Here is a 17,490-nt window from a genome sequence, read left to right as displayed (position 1 = left end):
AAGACGACATGACGAGTGGCGGTTCGCACGGCGATCCGTACGGCACCGGGGGCGCCCCGGGCCAGAGTCCCTACGGCGCGCCGGGCGGGTACAACGCGCCCGGCTACGGGGCCGACCCGCAGCAATCGCCCTACGGCCAGAACGCCCAGGACGCCAGCACGTACGGCCATCACGCCGCCGCCACTGCCCCGCACGCCAACCCCTACGGCCAGTCGCCCTACGCGCCACCCGCGTACGGCCCAGCCGGCACCGGCCAGATGCCGGCGCAGCAACCGTTCGGTGCGCCCGGCTACGGCGGTCCGGCCGGTCCGCCGCCCGGCGGGCCCGAACCCCGCAAGAAGTCCGGTGGCGGCAAGGCGATGCTGGCGATCGGCGCCGTCCTGCTGGCACTCGTCGCCGGCGGGATCGGTGGCGTGGTCGGCGCGAACGTCCTCGACGACGACTCGTCGTCGGCGCCCAGCGGCCCGCTCGGCGGAGACCCGAACAGCGGCGACCAGGGAGCCGTCCCCGCTCCAGCCGGTTCGGTGCAGGAGGTCGCCGCGAACGTGCTGCCGTCGGTGGTGTCGATCATCGTGCGGTCGGGCAACGCCGAAGGTGGCGGCTCGGGCGTGATCCTGTCCGAGGACGGCGCGATCATGACCAACAACCACGTGGTGTCGGAGGCCGGCGCGGCCACGGCAAGCCAGGTGTTGGTGATCTTCTCCGACGGCAGTCGCGCCCCGGCACGCGTGCTCGGCGCCGATCCGATCTCCGACATCGCGGTCATCAAGGTCGAGAAGAGCGGCCTGAAACCGATCACCGTCGGCACCTCGGACAATCTTGCGGTGGGCCAGGATGTGATAGCCGTCGGCGCACCACTCGGGCTCGAGGGCACGGTCACCACCGGCATCATCAGTGCGCTCAACCGTCCCGTTTCGACCTCGAGGGAGTCCGGGACGACATCGGTCATCGACGCCATCCAGACCGACGCGGCCATCAACCCGGGCAACTCCGGCGGCGCGCTGGTGAATGCGAAGGGTGCGCTGATCGGGATCAACACGGCCATCGCCACCGTCGGCGCAGGGGCCGATCAACAGGGCGGCAGCATCGGTCTCGGGTTCGCGATCCCCATCGACCAGGCCAAACGGGTCGCCGACGAACTGCAGGAGACCGGTCGGGCCACGCAGGCCGGTCTCGGCGTCTCGGTGCGGGCCAACACCGAGGTCGATCAGCCGGGCGCCTATATCTCCGACGTGACCGCCGGCGGACCTGCGGACAAGGCGGGCATCCCGCAGGGCGCCGTGGTGACCAAGGTCGACGACCGCACCATCGCCAGCGGTGACGCACTGGTCGCGGCGATCCGCTCGCACGCGCCCGGAGACACGGTCACGATCACCTACGTGATCAACGGTCAGGAGAAGACGACCCAGGTCACCCTCGAGACCTTGCAGGTCGGTTGACACGCCTCGCACCATCTTCAACAGAGCCATCTCGTACGGCCGCCGCCCGAGGCGGAGCAGAAAGGCAGACATGAACGACACCGGTTCCACCGCCATCGACCCCGACGACGTGGTGGCCGCCGACGCGGCGGCCCGTGAGTTCGTCGCCCGACACCGCGACGACGACGTGCGAGCCACGCAGACCGGCGACGAGATCGGACGGGCGCTGGTCGTGGTGATCGACGATCGGGCCGCACACGGTGAGGATCAGAGCTTCCTCGGACCGCTCGTCGGTGAGCTGCTCGCCGAGGCAGGATTCCACGTCGATGCGACCGTCGCGGTGTCCGGGGACGAGGTGGAGATCCGCAACGCCCTGAACACCGCGGTGATCGGCGGTGTGGATCTGGTCGTGTCGGTCGGCGGTGTCGGGGTCGGGGCGCGCGACGTCGCGCCGGAGGCCACCGAACCGCTGCTGGATCGACGCCTGCGGGGAATCGAAGAGGCCGTGCGCAGTTCGGGTCTGGCCGCCGGTGCCACCGATGGCGGACTGTCGCGGGGGCTCGCCGGTATCTCGGGTCAGACGCTCGTGGTGAACCTGGCCAATTCGCGGGCCGCCGTGCGCGACGGGATGGCGACGGTGGCTCCGCTCGCCCAGCACGTGATCGAAGCCATCAGCGAGTTCTGAGCCGTCGTGAGCGTCTGTCCCGACCCATCATGAGCGGTGAGTTCGATCACTCCCCGGAACCGCGTCCAGCCGACGTTTCCGGAGGTGAGGCGAGTCGTGAGACGGACTGGCGCGCCCGTCGCAAGCTCGACGACGTGTTCGGCACGGACCTCCCGGACACGACGTCCGACGAGCGTGACGAAGGTCACAAGGGGCTGACTCGCGAGTGGTATGAGGCCAACCGGCCGCCTCATCACGAGTAGGTGTGCGTCCGTCTGACATGGCTGACGCAGCGTGTTTTCCCTCCGTTAACATTCGCACTTCTAGTGATGGCGAATGTGAAGTTCACTATCATGAGCCCCGAGGCTGAGACACGGCTGATTGCATCTGTTGCTCGCCTCGATATCGCTCCGATAACGTTCGCTGCGACGAAGCTCGGTACTCCGCGAGTACCGACGGGGAGTCCTGCGATCTGTCGCGAGTGACAACGCAGCAGTGACCAGGGGTGTGCGGAAGGCGACTTCCAGCAAACCGGAGCCGATTGGGTTCGGTTGCGGGGCGGGGGTCCGCAGCCCATAAGGGTCGACACGCGTGCACACAGGTGTGTCACGCGGGGAAACAACCGAATCCTGTGAGAGGGAACGAATGAGCAAGTTCAGCAAGCTCGGGCTGCGTCGCACGGCGGCTGCGTGCGCCGCCGCGGCAGTTGCCACGGTGGGCCTGGCGAGCATGGGGGCGGGAAGTGCTGCGGCAGCTCCGCTGGCCAACGGCAGCAAGGTGATCACCGGTATCGACGGTGAGCGTGTCTTCACCGAGCGGACCGGCGAGTCGCAGTACTCGGTTGCGCGCGTCGCATACAACGGTGGAATCGGCCGCACAGCGCTGCTGTCCGGCACCTACAAGTCCACGGCCAGCGAAGGCGTGGGCGGCAACCTGAAGGTCCAGATCCTGGCCGGCTGCCAGCTCGACGTCAACGAGATCGGCGGATCTGCCGGCGGCGGAATCAGCATCCTCCCGTCGGTCGGACTCTCCCTGAGTGGCGGCGTCAGCCTGCCGCTGTCGCCGGGTGAGGCTGCGATCGTCGACGTCACCGACAAGGACTTCGAAAGCGGCTCGGCGACCATCCAGCTGCAGGACTTCGAAATCGAGTTCCCGAACTGCGGTGGCTACGCGTCGGCACGCACCATCACCAAGGTGATCGCGTCGCAGGGCTACGGCATCGAGGACGACGGCTCCACCGTCGACGGTGAAGGCACCCTCCTGCAGTCCACCCTGTACGGCCAGCCGTTCTTCGTCAGCTGACCGGTAGCAGATACAAACCGAATCTTTCGAGTCTTATCTGCTCCGAGCAGATCGATCTTCCACAAAGGGGAATCATGAAGAACATCGTCACGCGTCGCGCAGCCGCGGCCGTCGGTGCCGCCGGCGTCGCGGTGATGGGCGTGGGAAGCCTGGGTACCGGTGCCGCAGCCGCCGCTCCGGTGCCCAACTCGAGCATCACCAAGACCCTGGTCGACGGCACCTCGGTCAACATCCAGCTGTTCGGCCAGAACGCCAACATCCAGCGTCCGCTCATCGCCTTCCCGATGAACCGTGAGGTGTGGGTCTCGGGCAAGGTCCGGGTCACCGTCGGCGGCGAGGCCGAAGAGGCCGAGATCGCGGCCGGCTACATCGTGGGCTGCCAGGTCAACATCGGGATCGGCGGCGGCGCCGAGGGCGGCGCCGAGTCGATGACCGAGCCGAGCCCGGATGGCGGCGCACCCACCTCGATCACTCCGAACGCGGGCGCCACCGCATCGCTGTCGCTGGGCCCCGGCGCTGCGGGCTACGTGCCGATCATCCAGGAGACGAACGACGACGATGATGCCGTCGAGTCGTACACCTTCTCGGGCTCCGGCGGCGGCGTCGCTTACAGCCAGGAGCGCTTCTGGGTCAACGACTGCGCCGGTTACGCCGAGGCCAAGGCCAAGGTGACCGTCACGGTCGAGACCGACGCCGTGAAGGGCGTTGTCACGCTGTACGGCCAGCCGTTCAGCCTGGGCTGATCAGTCCGGAGTCCGCGCGAGCGGACGCCAGAACACACCGCACAGGGCGGGATCGGAGCTTCCGATCCCGCCCTGTCGGCGTCTGTGCTCCATCTGAGCCCGTGCGTGGGCGTCGCGCTCGAGTGGGGCTCGGCGCGGGCCCACCATCCGCGCAGCCTCCCACCATCCGCGCGGCGTGCAACCTGCGCGGATGGTTGCGGCCTGCGCGAGTTGGACCCGGCGGGCAAGCGCTGGTCTTCAGACATCAGTCCCCACAACGACATCGGGCCGCACCCACGAGGGGTGCGGCCCGATGTCGTTGGCGGTCAGCGGGAATGGCGTCCCGGTGCGTCCGGCGGCGGGTACTCGCCCGGGAACTGGCCCGGAGGCGGGTAACCACCCGGGGGCGGGTAGTTGCCGGGAGGATAGGCGCCCGGCGGGGGATACGCGCCCGGCGCCGGCTGGGGCGTGGGGTACGGCGGGTTGCCCGCAGGGCGCGGCGGCTGTGCCGGGGCCTGCGGTTCCGCGGCCGGCGGAGGGGTGGTGAGGCGTTGCGTCGCACCGGCTTCCATGCGTCCGCCCGGTGGTGTAGACCCGGGATCCTGCAGGTGATCGGGGAGTTCGCTCTCCGCTTCCTCCTTGGCCTTCGACGTTCCCTCCGGATCGAGGAGGTCGCGGATCTCAGTGAGCAGCGAGACCTCGCTCACCTCCGACTTCTTGCCGTACCCGCCCAGTTCGGCGAGTTTGTTGTACGGCGCGACGATCAGGAAGTAGACGACCGCCGCGACGATCAGGAAGTTGATGACCGCGGTGATGACGTCACCGATGTTGACGAAAGTCGAGGGATTGTCCGTGATCTGGAAGCCGAGTCCTTCTGCGGCGTCGGTACCGACCGGGATCGCGTTGATCAGCGGCTGGATGATCCCGTCCGTGAACGCGGTGACGATAGCGGTGAACGCAGCACCGATGATGACCGCGGTGGCCAGCTCGACGACATTGCCCTTGAGTATGAATTCCTTGAATCCCTTGAGCACGGTGTGCGGTCCTCTCGTTCGGCTTCCCGCTCTTGTTCAGGTATTCGCTCGGGATGCGGGTCAACGCCCATGAGTCCGGAGATGTCCACCGCCCTCGGCAACCCTATCCAGGATCGTAAACGACCATTGCAGTGTTTTGCTGAAAGCGCGCTGTTCCCGAACGGGGCCACCGTTCAGTGAACGACCACGGTGAGGGGACCGTCCAGGCCGACCGCGGCGACATCATGTGCCTCGTCTTCCGACATCGCGAGCAGGATCGGCCGGGCGCCGCTACGTCCGGAGGCCAGCCCGCCCGCCTCCTCGTTGTGCGAGGTCAGCGCGACGATCGCGCCCGTGGCCAACACCGTCTTCCGGGAAGTGGGGGCGTCCGGTGCGGTCAACACGTCAACCACGTCTCCCTCCCGCAGCACCGACGCCACGGTTTCGTCGGCCAGTCGAACCGGGACGAGCCTCGCATCGGCTCGGCCGGTCAACTGGGCGGGCAGGGCCGGCGAGAGCAGCCGGACGTCGGTGAGGATCTCGCCGGCGCGCACGCGGCCCACGAGCGTTCGCCCCAGCGCGTCCGCGGTCAGCCGCACCGCACCGGTCGGGATCAACTCGCCGGGCGCGTCGGTCACCGCCAGGTCGTCGGCGCTGATCGCGTGGCCCGGGGTCAGGTCCCGCGCGGCGACCACGACCGCTCTTGACTGTTCACTGCGATGGCCGACGACGGTCGCTCCGACCGCGCACAGGACGAGCACGATGGCGGCGGCCCGCCTGATGACGACCGACCGTGTCCAGCCGGGCCGCAGCGCGTGGCGGACGCGGTCGACGACGCGGGGCGACAGTTCGCTGCGTAGGAAGCCTCGCATGACGTGACCGTATCCATCGGTGCTGCACTGTCTGCTCGGTCAACGACGATCTGGGGACAATCCGGTCTGCCGTGACCGGCTGTGGAGAACCACCTACGCCGCGCGGGCCGATTGGACCCCGAACGGGGGTTCGGGGAGAATGGCCCAACGGTGTGCCGGGAAGTCTGGTCGGCCCCTGCCCGATGCGGGCGGGGACGCAATGTGCGTGTGTCCGGCCCTGCGCGACCGATGACCAGGAGAGTTGATGTCAACAGCTGGTACCGAAAATCCATCCCTCGTTGAGAGGTTCCGGCGATGGATATCCCTCGACACCCCCAGCGGGGTGATCTTGCTCGTCGCCGCGGTTCTCGCGGTGGTCTGGGCGAACTCGCCATGGCGCGAGGCCTATCAGGCACTGGCCGAGTTCGAGATCGGGCCGGAGGCCCTCCATCTGCACCTGTCGCTGGAGCAATGGGCGGCAGACGGACTCTTGGCGATCTTCTTCTTCGTTGTCGGCGTCGAACTCAAACAGGAGTTCGTCATGGGGAGCCTGCGCCAGCCGAAACAGGCGGGCGTGCCGATCGCCGCGGCGCTGGGCGGCATGATCGTCCCGGCGTTGTTCTACGTCGTGGTGGTAGGCGTCGGTGATCCCGACGCGTTGAACGGGTGGGCCATCCCGACGGCCACCGACATCGCTTTCGCGCTTGCCGTGCTCGCCATCTTCGGTCGTGGGCTACCGCTCGCGTTGCGGACGTTCCTTCTGACGCTCGCGGTCGTCGACGATCTCCTCGGCATCACGATCATCGCGACCTTCTACACCGAGAACATCGACTTCCTGATGCTGGCGATCGCGGTGGCGTTCATCGTCGTGTTCGCGTTCCTCGTCAGGATGCGGCACACGCACTGGTGGATGCTCCTCCCGGTCGCTGTCGCTGCCTGGGGATTCATGCACGCCTCCGGGGTCCACTCCACCGTGGCCGGCGTCCTCCTCGGTTTCGTGGTGCCCGCCAAGTTGATCCACGGCGAGAAGGAGTCGCGCACCCATCGGTTCGACGACGACGTGCGGCCGATCTCCTCGGCAGTCGCGCTCCCGATATTCGCGTTCCTCGCCGCCGGCGTCACGGTGGTGGGTACCGACGCCGAGCTGATCCAACCGGTGTCGATCGGCATCTTCCTGGGTCTCGTGGTCGGCAAACTGGTCGGCGCGATGACGGTGACGGCGTTGATGACGAAGTTCACGCCACTGCGGCTGCCCGATTCGATCGGTGTCCGGGATCTGCTGCCGGTCGGCTTCTTGACCGGTATCGGTTTCACGGTGGCATTGCTGATCGACGAGTTGTCCTTTGAGGACACCGATCCCCATGCAGCGGCGTCGAAGACAGCGATCCTGGTCGGATCCTTGGTTGCCGCGATCCTCGCTGCCGTCTGGTTGCGGTGGGACGCCCGCCAGGCCCGCGCCGCGGACATGAACCGCGACAACATCCCGGACAAGGACATCGACGTCATCGGCGGCTGAGCCGAGTTGCCAGCCGATCCCGTGATCACCCCCGGCCCCTGAGGAGCGAGGCGCTAGCCGAGCGTCACGAAGGGCGGCCCTTCGTGACGGACCCTCCGCAGGCTCCGGGTCTCCTCAGAGAGCGGGTGGGAGCTTTGGTTTGCGGGCTCTTCGGGGAGCGGGGGGCGCGATACCACCGGTCCCTGAGGAGCGAGGCGCTAGCCGAGCGCGCCGCCCTGAGTAGCGAGCTTGCGAGCGTATCGAAGGGTATCGAAGGGTCACGAAGGGCCTCATCAGGGTCGGGACGAAAGAGTGAGGGCCCTGACCGCGTGGTCAGGGCCCTCACATTCGAGTTCCGATCAGGGGGCGTCGGCCGCCTCTTTGGTCTTTCCGGTCGTGGGATCGTAGCTCTCCCAGAACGTCGCACCGATGATGCCGAGCCCCTTCGGGTCGAAGGTCGGGTCGAGGCCCTGTTTCTGCTGCCGCTCGTAATCCCGCAAGGCCTTGAACGCCGGCTGCTGCAGGATGATGATGCCGACGATGTTGAGCCATGCCATCAGGCCGACGCCGATGTCACCGAGCGTCCAGGCCTCGGTCGCGGTCGACACGCAGCCGATGGTCACCGACACCAGGATCAGGGCCTGCAGCAGGAGCGTCAGGTTCGCTCCCAGGGTGCTGCGCAGCGGCTTGATCTCGATGGTCGCCGCCTTGCCCATCAGGAACCGCAGGTTGGTCTCCGCCATGTAGTAGTAGGCGATGATCGTCGTGATGCAGAAGAACAGCAGCGAGATCGCCACGAACGACGACCCTGCGCCGCCCCAGAAGGAATCGAAACCGGTCTGCACGAACGTCGGACCCACCGCCACGTCGGCGGGCAGGATGCCGCCCTCGGCGATCACGGCGCCGGATTCGGATTCATCCTCGAACACCCGGTAGGCCCCGGTGCACAGGATGAGGAAGCCGGTCGCGGTACAGATGAACAGCGTGTCCACGTAGACGGCGAACGCCTGCACCAGGCCCTGCTTCGCCGGGTGGGAGACCTCGGCGGCTGCCGCAGCGTGCGGGCCCGTGCCCTGACCGGCCTCGTTCGAGTAGATACCGCGCTTGACGCCCCACATGATCGCCGAACCGATGATGGCGCCGAACGCTGCGTCGACACCGAACGCGCTGGCGAAGATGGTGCTGATGACGCCGGGGATCTCGGACGCGTTCAATGCCACGATGATGATGGCGAAGAAGATGTAGAGAACCGCCATGAACGGCACGACGATCGAGGCGAACGCGGCGATGCGCTTGACGCCACCGATGATGACGAACGCCAGGACGATGACCGTCCCGACCGCGACGACCCAGGTGGAGATGCCCCAGGCCTCGTTCATCGCCAACGCCATCGAGTTGGACTGGACGCTGGGCAGCAGCAGGCCGCAAGCGAGGACGGTCACTGCGGCGAAGATCAGGCCGTAGACCTTGAACGCGCCGCTCGCCTTGGTGTGGGCCATCGCGCGGCTGAAGTAATACGCGGGACCGCCACGGTATTCACCGGTCAGTCGGTCCTTGGTCTTGTAGATCTGGCCCAATGTGCACTCGACGAACGATGTCGACGCGCCCAGGAAGGCCACCATCCACATCCAGAACAGCGCCCCCGGACCGCCGAACGCGATGGCGGTCGCGACGCCGGCGATGTTGCCGGTGCCGACGCGACCCGCAAGGGAGATGGTCAGCGCCTGGAACGAGGAGACGCCGGACGGTGATTTCTCACCCCGGAACATCAGCCGGATCATCTCCGGGATCTGACGAACCTGGACGAGGCGCGTGCGGGCAGAGAAGAAGACTCCCGCGGCCAGGCAGAGGAAGACGAGCGCATTGCTCCAGATGTACCCATTGATGTCGCTCAGAAAGTCACTCATCGGCGGCAGTCGCCCTTCTCGAAGTCGTGGCCAGAACGGCCAGAGTGAACCCAGGATTGTGTGCGTAACACAATCGCATGTCACCCGGGAGTCCGCACGGCGAACGACGATCGTTGGCACTCGGAATGTCGGAGTGCCAAAATCGGTTACACTTTGCAGCGATAACTAGTCTCTCGGAGGTAATCGGTGCCCACCTACTCGTATGCGTGCACGGAGTGCGACAACAAGTTCGACATCGTGCAGTCCTTCTCCGACGATTCGCTTTCCGAGTGCCCGGAGTGCACCGGCCGGCTCCGCAAGCTCTTCAACTCGGTCGGCATCGTCTTCAAGGGCAGCGGCTTCTACCGCACGGACTCCCGGTCGTCCTCGTCGTCGAGCGAGTCGTCATCGAGCAACTCGTCGGAGTCGTCGTCGAGCGGTTCGTCGGAGTCGTCCTCGAAGACCGACAGCAAGAAGACCGAGAGCAAGCCGGCTGCCGCCGCGCCTGCCGCGTCCTGACCCTCAACCGATTCGGCGGAAGCCGCCGTCGGGCGTGAGTGCCCAGCCGACCCGCACGTCGTGCGGGTCCGTCGGCAGCGATTCCACGATCTCGTCGTCGTACACCACCGCGATGATCTCGGCAGACCGGCCGGCAAGCGTGCGGTCGTAGTAGCCGGCACCGCGGCCGAGTCGGTTGCCGGTCTTGTCCACCGCGTAGGCCGGGACGAACACCACCGCGGCCGCATCGATCGCGTGAGCACCCAGTCGGTCACCCGTCGGTTCCAGTAGGCCCCACCGGCCGCGTGCCAATGAGTCGGCGCCGTCGTAGCGCACCCAATCGAGCGCCGCGGGCTCGCCGGGCGGCACCACCGGCACGATGACGGTCACTCCGCGGTCGATGAGCGCGTCGAGCAGAGCGGGTGATCCGGGTTCGGTCCCGATGGGAACGTAGGCGGCGACCGTCACGTCGTACTCGAGGCGAAACGGGGCCGAGGCCACCCAGTCGGCCAGGTTGCCCGCCGCGCGCTTTCGGGTCGCGAACGACTTCGCGCCCCGACGCTCCTCGAACTCGACCCGCAGCCTGCGCTTCGTTGACCGCACCCCACCGCCTCATCGTCGTTCCGTCAGGTCAGGGCCCGTTCACCCGCCACGGATTCACGCCCCACGACAGGATCTTCGCAGCAATCGGCACCGATGTCCTCCGACCGGATGCCGACAGGAAACTTCGCACGCGCGACACTAGGGTGTTCTCATGAGCACCAGTGACGTGAGCCAGACTACCGAGGCGTTCACCGAGTACGAGAATGTGCCGAACACGCCGCCGATCCCGCGGACCGCGGTTGTCCCGGCTGCCGGACTCGGCACGCGTTTCCTGCCGGCCACCAAGACCGTCCCCAAAGAGTTGTTGCCGGTGGTCGACACCCCCGGGATCGAGCTCGTCGCCGAGGAGGCGAAATCGGCCGGTGCCGAACGACTCCTGATCGTCACCTCGCCGGGCAAGGACGGCGTCGTCGCGCACTTCGTCGAGGACCTGGTCCTGGAGAACACCCTCGCCACCCGCGGCAAGGAGGCGATGCTCGCCAAGGTGCGCAAGGCTCCGTCGCTGCTCGAGGTGGCTTCGGTGGTCCAGGAGAAACCGCTCGGCCTCGGACATGCCGTCGGATGTGTCGAGCAGTACCTCGACGACGACGAGGACGCCGTCGCGGTGCTGCTGCCCGATGACCTGGTCCTCCCCGGCGGAGTTCTGGAAGTGATGTCGCGGACTCGTCAGCGCCGGGGTGGGTCGGTGCTCTGCGCGATCGAGGTGCCCGAGGACCGCATCAGCGCCTACGGCGTATTCGAGGTCGAGGAGCTCCCGGACGCCAACAACCCGAACGTCAAACGACTCCGCGGCATGGTGGAGAAGCCGGAACCGAAGGATGCGCCGTCGAATCTGGCGGCGGCAGGACGATACATCCTGGACCGCAAGATCTTTGACGCGCTGCGTCGGATCAAGCCCGGCGCGGGTGGCGAACTGCAGCTCACCGACGCCATCGCCCTGCTGATCGAGGAGGGGGAGCCGGTGCACGTGGTGGTCCATCACGGCACCCGGCACGACCTCGGCAACCCCGGCGGCTATCTCAAGGCCGCGGTCGACTTCGCGCTCGATCGTGACGACTACGGTCCCGACCTGCGGGAGTGGCTCGGCAAACGCCTCGCCGACGGCTGACCGACCGATTCGACAGCGCGCCGCCACCACCCTACGCCCGGCTCCGGCTACTGTCTGCTCAAGTCTGTCAGCCGACATGGGGCAAGAGGTGAGATGCGTTCGGTCGAAGATCATCTGACCCGGGTGACCGCCGCAGCGGTGGCGCCGCGGCCGGTTCGCGTCGCGATCTCCGAGGCGCAGGGCTTGATGTGCGCAGAGGAAGTCGTCACCGAACGGCCGATGCCCGGGTTCGATCAGGCAGCCATCGATGGCTATGCGGTGCGCGCGGTCGACGTCGATCTCGCCGGCACCATCGCTCCCGACGACCTGGAGGAGTTCGACGCCGGCGGAGCGGAACTCGTGGACCTCACGCCGGGGGCGGAGATGATCGTGTCGCTGCCCGTCGTCGGTGGGGTGGAACCCGGTGCGCGCACACCGACGCGACTGCAGCCGCGGCAGGCGGTCCGGGTGGAGACCGGTGCACCCATGCCCACCCTGGCCGACGCCGTGGTCCCGCTGCGCTGGACCGACGGCGGTGAGCAGAAGGTCAAGGTCGGTCACGCCGTCGACAGCGGCGACTACGTTCGACGCGTCGGCGACGACGTCCAGCCCGGAGATGTCGCGGTCCGGGCCGGATCGATCATCGGGCCAGCGCAGGTCGGGCTGCTCGCCGCGGTCGGGCAGGCCCGCGTGATGGTGCATCCCCGGCCGCGGTTGTCGGTGATCTCCATCGGCAGCGAGCTCGTCGACATCGACCGTTCCCCCGGGCCCGGTCAGGTCTTCGATGTGAACAGCTACGCATTGGCTGCGGCCGCACGGGACGCCGGCGCCGACGTCAATCGGGTCGGCATCGCCGAGCGTGAGACCTCACGAATGCGGGAAGTGGTTGAGGCGCAACTCATCCGATCGGAAATCGTGGTGATCTGCGGGGCTGTCGGTGGCAGTGCGTCGCGTGCCGTCGCCGAAGCGTTGAGCGACCTCGGTGAGCTCGAAATCGTGCGGGTGGCGATGCATCCCGGGTCCGTTCAAGGATTCGGGCGACTCGGCCGCGACGAGGTGCCGACCTTCCTGCTGCCGTCCAATCCGGTCAGTGCGTTGGTCACCTTCGAGGTGATGGTGCGCCCGCTGATCCGCATCGCGCTCGGCAAGCGCCAGCCGATGCGGCGGGTGATCACCGCCCGGACGATCGGGCCGATCGCGTCGGTGCAGGGCCGCAAGGGGTATCTGCGCGGGCAGCTGATGCGCGACGAGCGATCGGGTGACTACCTCGTCCAGGTCATCGGGGCGTCGCCGACCGGGAGCTCACACCTGCTCGCCGAGCTGGCCGAGGCGAACTGCCTGATCATCGTCGAGCCCGACGTGGCGGAGTTGGCCACGGGCGACGAGGTCGAGGTGGCGTTCCTGGCGCAGCGTGGATGACCCGGACATACACTCACTGTCGTGTTGAGGTGGTTGTCGGGGGCGCAGATCAACCCAGGCTGGCCGGCGACTCTCGGGCCGTTGCGTACCCAGGCGGGTGCCGTGTCGTTGCGTCCGGTCAAGATGCGCGACGCCAAGGCGTGGAGCGCACTGCGCATCCGTAACCAGAACACCCTCCTTCCGTGGGAACCCACCGGGGTCGGATCGTGGTCAGAACGCCACCAACCGAGCGCGTGGCCGCCGCTCTTCTCCATCCTGCGGTCGGAAGCCAAGCGCGGCACCGTGTTGCCCTTCGTCATCGAACTCGACGGCGACTACGTCGGTCAGCTCACCGTCGGCAACATCCAGCGAGGTGCGGTCCGCAGCGCCTGGATCGGGTACTGGGTCGACGCCTCACACGTCGGCCAGGGGATCGCCACCGCAGCAGTGGCTCTCGGCGTCGACCACTGCTTCGGCCCGGTCGGCCTGCACCGCCTCGACGCCACGGTGCAGCCCGCCAACGTGGCCTCGCAAGCCGTGCTCACCAAGATCGGCTTCCGCCGCGAAGGCCTGCTCGAGCGGTACATGGACGTCAATCGCAGCTGGCGGGACCACATTCTGTTCGCCCTGACCGCCGAGGAGATCGGCGACGGCGCGGCCGCGACCCTCGTGCGATCGGGGCGCGCGTCGTTTCATTGACGCGGCATCGGGTCACTGAGACGGCGACGTATCCTCGCGACATGCCGCAGTTGGAGATCGTCGTGCGAGGTGTGGCCCGCCGAAAGTTCGCGCCGGAGTTCGCGGTCCTCGACCTCGCCGTCAAAACGAACGGACCATCCCGCGACGCTGTCTATAAGTCGGCCGTCGAGGTCCATGCGGCGTTGGTGGCAGCCCTCGACGAACTGGTCGGGGACGGAGCGATCGGGGAGTGGACGAGCGACACGATCCGGGTGTTCGGTCATCGTCCCTACGACGGGGAGGGGCGCCGCCTCGACGTGGAGTACGCCACGCAGATCGGTCTGAGTGCACGTTTCGGCGATTTCGAGGCCCTGTCGCGGTTCGTCGACCGGTGGTCGACCGTCGAGGGTGTGCGGATCGGCGGCGTGCGATGGATCTTGTCGGAGGGCAGTCGCCGGGACCGTGAGCACGAACTCCGTCGGGAGGCGGTCGACGACGCGGTGTTCAAGGCGCAGGCCTACGCCGACGCCGTCGGTCGCGGCGCGGTGACGCCGATCCGGCTGGCCGATCCCGACATGCGCACGGACGCACGGCCCGCCATGCTCCGGGCTGCACCCCCCGGCGGCCCCGGCTCCGCGCCGGCACTCGAACTTCGTCCCGCCGACATCGAGATCTCGGTCGAGGTCGACGCGCTCTTCGTCGCCGACCAGTGATCACGAGGCGCGATCTGAGAGCGCCCTGTGAATCCCGCAATGTCGTCGTCACTCGGCGCGTCTGCGCTGGCTCGGACATGTCCGCACCTAGATTGTGAGGTGGCGTCGTGTAACCAGAGTGAAAGAAGGGAGAGTCGCATGCCGAACTCAGTCTTGTGGGTCTGCCTTGTGGCCGTATGGCTTTTCGTGCTGGTTCCGATGGTCATCAAGGGGCGTCCGCAGATGCGTAAGTCCACTGCAGCGGCGAAGGAGACCCGCCTGCTACACCGCGGCGGCACCCGCACCCGAACCACCAAGCGGCGTTCCGCTGGAGCTCATCCGCATGACCCGTCCTGGAAGTCCGAACGCAAGCGACCCGAACGGACCGGCACCGCAGTCCTCGACGATGACGATGCGGACGGCGATGTCGAGAACAGCTCGGACACAGCGGATTCGACGTCGGACACGACGGTGCGACGCGCGACGGGGGCTTCCGTCTCGGCGCCGGTGGCCGACGAAGACGACACCCTCGACGATCTGGATGTGACTGATCTCGATGACGCTGACGGCGCCGATGACCTCGAAGCCGACAGCTCCGAGGGCGACGACGCCGAGAGTGTCGATTCCGGAGCCGGTTACGACGACGAGGAGATCACGCTCGACGGTGAATTCGTCGACGCCGAGCGCGACGACATCGACGACGACCTCGACGACGTCGAGGACGCCGAGATCGTCGCGGCCGAGGAGATGGCCGACGAAGACGATGCCGACGACGACCTGACCGACTCCGACGTCGACGATTCCGGGTACGACAGCGCCGATCTCCAGGACGCCGAATACGAGGACGACGAATTCGACGACGCTGACGAATACGACGACGCCGACGAGCATGACGAGTACGAGGACGACGACTTCGTCGAGGACGAGTACGACGACGACTACGAGGTCGACGGGTACGACGACACGAGCGACGGTGATCTGACCGATGCCGATCTGGCCGATGCCGACCTGACCGACGATGCAGACGCCGAGGCGGCCAATGCGCGGCCACGGCGGCGTGAGGATCACCGATCGAGCCGAACTGAGCGGCGTCGGACGGTCTACTCGCCGGACGCGCGCCAATCCGAACTGCGCTACCGCGAGCGGCAGCGCGTACTGATCGGCCTACTGGCACTCCTGGTGATCGCGGGCGCCTCAGGCTTCTTCCTCGGAGCCGCGGGATGGATCGCCACCGGTGTGGTCGGTGTGATGCTGCTGGCCTATCTGGCCTACCTTCGCCGCACCGTCGCCACCGAGCAGAGAATCCGCGCCCAGCGTGCCGCGCGCGCCCGGCGCTCCGAACGTGAACAGGCAGATCGCCGCCGACGTGCCGATGCCGCAGCGGAATTCGCGGCAGCACCGCCTCCGCCACGCCTGCGACGTCCGGGTGGGGCGGTCGTCCTCGAGATCGACGACGAGGACCCCGTGTTCGAGCATCTGCCGCCGTTCCAGCGCCGTCGCATGATGCGTGAGGACGACGGGCTCAGGCGCGTCGCGGGCTGACCGCGTCGGGATGCTCGGCGATCCACTGCCGACCGTGCCGCGCCGCCTGGGACAACGCCAGCCGTTCGCCGACATAGGTGACCGGCGCCCCGACCACCGGTATGTAAGCGAGCATCCGTAGCGGGAGTATCGGCTGCGGGCGTCGTTCGAATTCGTTCGTGAGGCCACGCAGGATCTTCGCGACATCCCAGATCGCCCCGATCAACGTCTTGCCGTCGCCGTCGGTCGGCAGCGGGCCGGACTCGGCAGGGTCTGAATCGTCGCTGATGGTCGAGCGGTCGAGGTCGCGGCCACACAGCACCGACGCGAGCAGCCGCACCTGCCCAGACCGGTCGGTGACCCCGTACTCCCTGGCTATCGCGACCAGCACGATCGCCTGGTTCGCGAAGCCGAGCACAGACGCGAGTGGCAGCCGACGGGTCCAGCCGCCGAACACTCCCGGATAGGCGACTGCGACGGTGTTGACGGTGCCGATGCGGCTGATCCACCAATCGGCCCGACTGTTCATCGACCGCTTGGTCCAGCCTTGTGTACCCGGCCAGTCGGTGGCGTCGACACCCTGCGCGAGCACGTGCAGGGCTTGCTGCACCTTTGAATCGGGATGGGGGTCGTCGTGGAAGGTGTGCTTCTTCAGACCGAGCGGGTCACGCTCGGCGAGAGCATCGAGAACCGGATTGATCCCGGCGACCGCGCGTTCGAGAACGGTCGCGACGTGGGAGTCCGACATGTCCGCCATATCGGCGAGATTAGCCGACGCGACGCAGACGAAACCGGCACCGATCCTGGGTTTGGGAGAACCCCGCTCCCGGCTGCTAGAGTGGCCAACGGCCGGTCACACGTCGGCCGCCCGGGGCTATGGCGCAGTTGGTAGCGCGACTCGTTCGCATCGAGTAGGTCAGGGGTTCGATTCCCCTTAGCTCCACAAGTGATCTCAGCGGCAGACAATCTGGGACAATATTCGTATGACCACCGCGATTCCGCTCGATTCCGAGGCAATTGCCGGGGTGTGTGCCAGGTACGGCGTCGAGCGCTTACGAGTTTTCGGTTCGATTCTGACCGACAGCTTCCACCCGACACGGAGCGATGTCGATTTCCTCGTGGACTTCAAAGCCGACCGCGACAACGTCTTCCACGACTACTTCGACCTCAAGGCGGCACTCGAAGAGATCGTGGGCCGAGGAGTCGATCTTGTCATGGCGAACGCGGTGACGAATCCGTACGTCGCTGAGTCGATCTTCTCCACGGCTGAAGATGTCTACGCGGCCTGACAAGATCGCGGCTGCGTATCTCTGGGACGCGCTCAACGCAGCACGAAATGTGCGTCTGATCGTCGCCGATGAACCGGTTGGCGGGTATGTCGGAAACTTGCTGGTCGAGTCTGCGACCGAACGACAGATCGAGATCGTCGGGGAAGCCCTGCGAAATCTGCGGCGAATCGACGAGTCCTTGGCTGAGCGGGTACCGCACGTGCACAAGATCATCGGGATGCGGAACATTTTTGTCCATGGCTACGCGGCGGTGGACAGCACAACCGTCTGGACGGCGGCCACAAGGGACGTACCAGCGCTGATCCCGGTGCTCGAGGACCTCCTCGACGGGTTCGAGCCAGAAGGGTGATCGGCAGATCGTGCACCGGGTCGC

The 17,490-nt window shown here is 67.1% G+C and carries 18 protein-coding genes and 1 tRNA gene; 14 read left to right on the top strand and 5 right to left on the bottom strand.

All coding sequences use genetic code 11. The features are described 5' to 3' along the window. Window positions 1–8 precede the first annotated feature (8 nt). The 4 genes from VZC37_RS02240 to VZC37_RS02225 all read left to right on the top strand — a co-directional run bounded on the left by VZC37_RS02240 (window position 9) and on the right by VZC37_RS02225 (window position 4,127). Entirely contained in the window at window positions 9–1,439 is a 1,431-nt protein-coding gene (locus VZC37_RS02240; RefSeq protein WP_330430788.1) for a S1C family serine protease, read from the top strand. Between the two features lie 70 nt (window positions 1,440–1,509). Further along, the gene (locus tag VZC37_RS02235) at window positions 1,510–2,103 is read left to right on the top strand and encodes a MogA/MoaB family molybdenum cofactor biosynthesis protein (protein ID WP_330430787.1); all 594 of its coding nucleotides are present in this window, start codon (window positions 1,510–1,512) and stop codon (window positions 2,101–2,103) included. 624 nt (window positions 2,104–2,727) lie between these two features. After that, a complete protein-coding gene (locus tag VZC37_RS02230; protein WP_330430786.1) occupies window positions 2,728–3,384 on the top strand; it encodes an MspA family porin in 657 nt (218 codons plus the stop codon). A gap of 74 nt (window positions 3,385–3,458) precedes the next feature. Further along, entirely contained in the window at window positions 3,459–4,127 is a 669-nt protein-coding gene (locus tag VZC37_RS02225; RefSeq protein WP_330430785.1) for an MspA family porin, read from the top strand. A 305-nt stretch (window positions 4,128–4,432) separates the two neighbouring features. On the opposite strand, the gene mscL is transcribed toward VZC37_RS02225, so the two are convergent. Beyond that, window positions 4,433–5,140 (bottom strand): large conductance mechanosensitive channel protein MscL, encoded by a 708-nt coding sequence (gene mscL, locus VZC37_RS02220; RefSeq protein WP_330430784.1) that lies wholly within the window; start codon window positions 5,138–5,140, stop codon window positions 4,433–4,435. A 173-nt stretch (window positions 5,141–5,313) separates the two neighbouring features. Beyond that, window positions 5,314–5,991, bottom strand: coding sequence for an SAF domain-containing protein (locus VZC37_RS02215; RefSeq protein WP_330430783.1), 678 nt, complete (start codon window positions 5,989–5,991; stop codon window positions 5,314–5,316). 244 nt (window positions 5,992–6,235) lie between these two features. On the opposite strand from VZC37_RS02215, the gene nhaA reads away from it, so the two are divergent. Next, window positions 6,236–7,486: a Na+/H+ antiporter NhaA gene (gene nhaA / locus VZC37_RS02210; RefSeq protein ID WP_330430782.1), complete on the top strand. Its 1,251-nt coding sequence runs from the start codon at window positions 6,236–6,238 to the stop codon at window positions 7,484–7,486. 338 nt (window positions 7,487–7,824) lie between these two features. On the opposite strand, the gene VZC37_RS02205 is transcribed toward nhaA, so the two are convergent. Further along, complete coding sequence (locus tag VZC37_RS02205) at window positions 7,825–9,372, bottom strand: alanine/glycine:cation symporter family protein (RefSeq protein WP_330430781.1); 1,548 nt, start codon at window positions 9,370–9,372, stop codon at window positions 7,825–7,827. 186 nt (window positions 9,373–9,558) lie between these two features. Between VZC37_RS02205 and VZC37_RS02200 the strand changes: the two genes are divergently transcribed. Beyond that, on the top strand, window positions 9,559–9,870 hold the full coding sequence (locus tag VZC37_RS02200) for an FmdB family zinc ribbon protein (protein ID WP_330430780.1): 312 nt from the start codon (window positions 9,559–9,561) through the stop codon (window positions 9,868–9,870). Window positions 9,871–9,873: 3 nt separating this feature from the next. On the opposite strand, the gene VZC37_RS02195 is transcribed toward VZC37_RS02200, so the two are convergent. Then, window positions 9,874–10,452 carry a 5-formyltetrahydrofolate cyclo-ligase gene (locus VZC37_RS02195; protein WP_330430779.1) on the bottom strand — a complete coding sequence of 193 codons (579 nt, stop codon included), beginning with the start codon at window positions 10,450–10,452 and terminating at the stop codon, window positions 9,874–9,876. Between the two features lie 151 nt (window positions 10,453–10,603). Between VZC37_RS02195 and VZC37_RS02190 the strand changes: the two genes are divergently transcribed. From VZC37_RS02190 to VZC37_RS02170, 5 genes are all read left to right on the top strand, one after another. Beyond that, a complete protein-coding gene (locus VZC37_RS02190) occupies window positions 10,604–11,560 on the top strand; it encodes a UTP--glucose-1-phosphate uridylyltransferase (protein ID WP_330430778.1) in 957 nt (318 codons plus the stop codon). Window positions 11,561–11,653: 93 nt separating this feature from the next. After that, window positions 11,654–12,958 (top strand): molybdotransferase-like divisome protein Glp, encoded by a 1,305-nt coding sequence (gene glp / locus VZC37_RS02185; protein ID WP_330430777.1) that lies wholly within the window; start codon window positions 11,654–11,656, stop codon window positions 12,956–12,958. A 21-nt stretch (window positions 12,959–12,979) separates the two neighbouring features. Beyond that, window positions 12,980–13,636 carry a GNAT family N-acetyltransferase gene (locus tag VZC37_RS02180; protein ID WP_330430776.1) on the top strand — a complete coding sequence of 219 codons (657 nt, stop codon included), beginning with the start codon at window positions 12,980–12,982 and terminating at the stop codon, window positions 13,634–13,636. Between the two features lie 41 nt (window positions 13,637–13,677). Continuing rightward, a complete protein-coding gene (locus VZC37_RS02175; RefSeq protein WP_330430775.1) occupies window positions 13,678–14,328 on the top strand; it encodes an SIMPL domain-containing protein in 651 nt (216 codons plus the stop codon). Between the two features lie 138 nt (window positions 14,329–14,466). Continuing rightward, window positions 14,467–15,849: a gephyrin-like molybdotransferase receptor GlpR gene (locus VZC37_RS02170; protein WP_330430774.1), complete on the top strand. Its 1,383-nt coding sequence runs from the start codon at window positions 14,467–14,469 to the stop codon at window positions 15,847–15,849. Here the strand turns inward: VZC37_RS02170 and VZC37_RS02165 are convergent. Further along, the gene (locus VZC37_RS02165) at window positions 15,830–16,585 is read right to left on the bottom strand and encodes a hypothetical protein (RefSeq protein ID WP_330430773.1); all 756 of its coding nucleotides are present in this window, start codon (window positions 16,583–16,585) and stop codon (window positions 15,830–15,832) included. The two genes, VZC37_RS02170 and VZC37_RS02165, sit on opposite strands and share 20 nt — an antisense overlap. 113 nt (window positions 16,586–16,698) lie before the next feature. Here VZC37_RS02165 and VZC37_RS02160 point away from each other — a divergent pair. The 3 genes from VZC37_RS02160 (at window position 16,699) to VZC37_RS02150 (ending at window position 17,466) form a co-directional block, all read left to right on the top strand. Further along, a tRNA-Ala gene (locus tag VZC37_RS02160) sits at window positions 16,699–16,771 on the top strand. A 40-nt stretch (window positions 16,772–16,811) separates the two neighbouring features. Next, window positions 16,812–17,117 (top strand): nucleotidyltransferase family protein, encoded by a 306-nt coding sequence (locus VZC37_RS02155; protein WP_330430772.1) that lies wholly within the window; start codon window positions 16,812–16,814, stop codon window positions 17,115–17,117. Further along, window positions 17,101–17,466 carry a HepT-like ribonuclease domain-containing protein gene (locus VZC37_RS02150; protein WP_330430771.1) on the top strand — a complete coding sequence of 122 codons (366 nt, stop codon included), beginning with the start codon at window positions 17,101–17,103 and terminating at the stop codon, window positions 17,464–17,466. Before VZC37_RS02155 ends, VZC37_RS02150 begins: the two co-directional genes overlap by 17 nt. Window positions 17,467–17,490: the final 24 nt, after the last annotated feature.

This window comes from Gordonia sesuvii (genome assembly GCF_036350415.1).
GTDB lineage: Bacteria > Actinomycetota > Actinomycetes > Mycobacteriales > Mycobacteriaceae > Gordonia > Gordonia sesuvii.
This window is presented reverse-complemented; position numbering and strand designations above follow the sequence as displayed.